The organism is Micromonospora sp. KC606 (genome assembly GCF_004348675.1).
In the GTDB taxonomy this organism is placed as follows: Bacteria; Actinomycetota; Actinomycetes; order Mycobacteriales; family Micromonosporaceae; genus Micromonospora.
This window is the reverse complement of sequence record NZ_SMKN01000343.1, coordinates 1-3,382: the sequence shown is the minus strand read 5'-3', so window position 1 is coordinate 3,382 and position 3,382 is coordinate 1. Positions and strand designations below refer to the sequence as shown.

Sequence of the window (3,382 nt, the reverse complement as noted above, 5' to 3'; positions counted from 1 at the left end):
GGAGGGGGTGGCGTTGGACGTTTTCCTCGCGGCCGGGGCCTACGCCGACCACGCTGACCCGGGTGCCGGTGAGTTCCTCGATGCGGGCGACGTAGCGGCGGGCGTTCTCCGGGAGTTCGGCCTCGGTCCGGGCCTTGGAGATGTCCTCCCACCAGCCGTCGAGCTCCTCGTAGATCGGCTTCGCGTGGTGGAATTCGGTCTGCGTCATCGGCATGTCGTCGAAGCGCTCGCCGTTGATCTCGTACCCGACGCAGATCGGCACCTTCGCCAGGCCGGTGAGCACGTCCAGTTTGGTGACGACCAGATCCGTGACGCCGTTGAGGCGGCAGGCGTACCGGGCGACGACGGCGTCGAACCAGCCGCAGCGCCGTTCCCGGCCGGTGGTGGTGCCGTACTCGTGGCCGATCTTGCGCAGGTGCTGGCCGTTGTCGTCGAACAGCTCGGTCGGGAACGGGCCGCTACCCACCCGCGTGGTGTACGCCTTGCTGACCGCGATCACCCGGTTGATCGCGGTCGGCGGGATGCCCGCGCCCACGCACGCCCCGCCGGCCGTCGGATTCGACGAGGTCACGAAGGGGTACGTGCCGTGGTCCATGTCGAGCATGGTGGCCTGGGCACCCTCCAGCAGCACCGTCTCGCCCCGGTCGAGGGCGTCCCAGAGCATGACCCTGGTCTCCGCGATGTACGGCTTCAGCCGCTCCGCGTACCCCAGGTACTCCTCGATCGTCGCGTCGACGTCCATCGCCTTGCGGTTGTAGACCTTGAACAGCAGTTGGTTCTTCTCGCGCAGCGCCAGCTCCAGCTTCTTGCGCAGGATGCCCGGGTCGAGCAGGTCCTGCAGCCGGATGCCCATCCGGGCGACCTTGTCGCCGTACGCGGGGCCGATGCCCCGGCCGGTGGTGCCGATCCGGGCGCTGCCCAGGTAGCGCTCGACCACCCGGTCCAGCGCCCGGTGGTGCGGCATGATCAGGTGCGCGTCGCCGGAGATGCGCAGGCGGGAGACGTCCACGCCCCGCTCGGCGAGGCCGTCGATCTCGGCCAGCAGCACCTTCGGGTCGACGACCACCCCGTTGCCGATGATGATCATCGCGCTCGGCGACAGCGCCCCGGACGGCATCAGGTGCAGCGCGTACTTCTGCCCGTCGGGGGTGATAACCGTGTGCCCGGCGTTGTTGCCGCCGGAGTAGCGCACCACGTAGTCGACCCGCTCACCCAGCAGGTCGGTAACCTTGCCCTTGCCCTCGTCGCCCCACTGAGCGCCGATGAGCACGATCGCTGGCATCTTCTTCGCCTCCAGAAGGCTCGGGTGCCAGGCGGCGACCGGTCAGCGAGCCCGGGGTGTCAGGCTAACAAGTAGTGACGGCGGGACCGGCAGGGGTTCGTCGAGAAGCAGGAGGCTCCCTCGTGTACGACGTGGTGCTGCTCACCCTCGACTCGGAGCGGGACGCTCCCGGTGAGGGCTGCGGCAGCGACGGAGCCTGCTGCGGTGGCGCCGGCGAGGCCAACTCGGCGAGGCGCGAGGAGCGCTGCGTGACGCCCCGCGTACCAGTGTTGACCTGCGCGGACGTGTTGACCGCCCGGGGTGCCCGGGTGGCGGCGGTGACCGCCCGCTCGGACGCCGAGATCGACGAGGTGCTGACCCGGCTGGATGCGCCGCCGCGCCCCGACGGCCTCACCTGGCCCGACCAGGACTCCAAGACCCGGCTCGTGGTCGCTACGGCCAGTGACTCCCAGTTACGCGCCGTGCTTCGCCGGCTGGTCCGCCGGTACGCCCCGCCGCCCAGCCGCCGCCCGACGGACCTGGCCGGCAACCGCACCGTGCCGGACCTGCCGCCGGTGGGTGTTCTCCCGCTCGACCCGGCCCGTGCCGGCACGCGGCACGACCTGGCCGCGCAGCTCGGCCTGCCGCGCGACCCGGCGGCGGTGGCCGGCGCGGTGCTGGACGGCACGGCCCGCCGCCTCGACCTGCTGCGTAACGACGCCGGCTCGGTGACCCTGGACGGCGCGCTGCTGGGCGCGGCCGACGAGGCGGGCCGCCCGCTGCACTGGCGCGGACGGGTGGAGGTGGACGACGCGGTGCTCGCCGACGGCGAGGACCCGATCCTGGCCTGTGCGGTCGGCAACGCCGGCGGGTACGCGAGCCTCGACGGGCTGCCTCTGCTGGCCGGCCCGGACCCGGCCGACGGCGTGCTGGAGGTGGCGGTGGCCGTTCCCGTGGTCACCCGCTCCGCGTTGGGCAGGAGGAAGGTCCGGTTCGAGGTGCGCCGGGCCCGGGGGCGGGCCGTGGCGGTCGTCCCCCGGGACGAGCGGGTTCCCTTTTTGGACGACGGTGTCGCGGGCGAGCTGAGCCGGAAGCGATCCTGGTGGGTCGAACCGGGTGCCTGGGCGGTCTGGACGATCTGACCCGACCGGCACCTCACTACGCTCCGTAACCGGAACGGGACGGCCTATCCTCGGCAGGAGGAATGGGGAGGAACCGTGGTGGACGAGAACGCCGACCGGGCGCGACTGCCCGGCCAGCAGCCGGTGCCGGAGCGGGACATCGAACCGCTCTGGCCATCCGACGCGACCGACCCCGCCCCGGCCTGGGGTGGCTCGCCCTCGACGCTGTACCCGTCGCTGACCGCCGAGGTCGGCCGGCCGCCGACGAGCGCCTGGGCCCCGCCGCCGCCCGACGGCGACTGGCCGTCGCTCCAGGCCGAGCCGACGGTGCCGACCGCCCCGCCCGAAGAGTCCGCGCCGAACGGCCCCGGCGTGTCCAACGGGTACGGGTACCCGGGTGACGCATCCCACGGAAACACCGTCGGGCAGGCGGCGGCCCAGCCGGCCGAAGGCGGGTACGCGGCCCAGCCGGCCGAAGGGGCCGGGCCGGACCAGTTCCGGTCGCGGCCGGACGGCGGCGAGGCGACGCCGGGCGGTGTGCCCGAACAGCGCGTGCCCGGGCCCCGGGTGGGGCCGAGCGCCCCGGTCGACCTGGACCTCCCGTTCACCCTGGACCAGCCGATGACGCCCGGGCCGGCCGTCCCGCTCGGCACCGGAGATTCGGCCGGCACCTCGGTCGCCACCCAGACGTATCCGGTCGACGCCGGGCCGGTGGCTCCCGTGGAGACCCACTCGGTCCCAGCCCCGTCCACCCCAGGACGGGTGACCGGCGCCGAAACGCAATCCGGCCCGGTCCCGATCGCGCCCGCCGGGGCACCCGTCGACGTGGCCACGCCGAGCGGGCTCGGCACCCCGGTCGTACCCGTGGAGGGCGGCGCCACCCGGGAGTCGCCGTGGGCGCATCCACCGCAGCGGCTCTCGGCCGGCGGCGACGAGGCGGTGGGCAGCGCGGCGGTGCCCGGCCGGACGCAGGACGCCCCGCCCGCCCCGAAGCTGGGCC

At 73.9% G+C, this 3,382-nt stretch carries 2 protein-coding genes and 1 pseudogene; 2 read left to right on the top strand and 1 reads right to left on the bottom strand.

Going from position 1 to position 3,382, the window contains the following annotated elements; all coding sequences use genetic code 11:
• Positions 1-1,282 (bottom strand): adenylosuccinate synthase (locus tag E1193_RS30605; RefSeq protein ID WP_132186608.1); only part of this gene is annotated, 1,282 nt, incomplete at its 3' end.
• 122 nt (positions 1,283-1,404) lie between these two features.
• Between E1193_RS30605 and E1193_RS30600 the strand changes: the two genes are divergently transcribed.
• Entirely contained in the window at positions 1,405-2,403 is a 999-nt protein-coding gene (locus E1193_RS30600; protein WP_132186607.1) for a hypothetical protein, read from the top strand.
• A gap of 75 nt (positions 2,404-2,478) precedes the next feature.
• Positions 2,479-3,382 (top strand): annotated as a pseudogene (locus tag E1193_RS30595) (hypothetical protein); the annotation flags it as partial.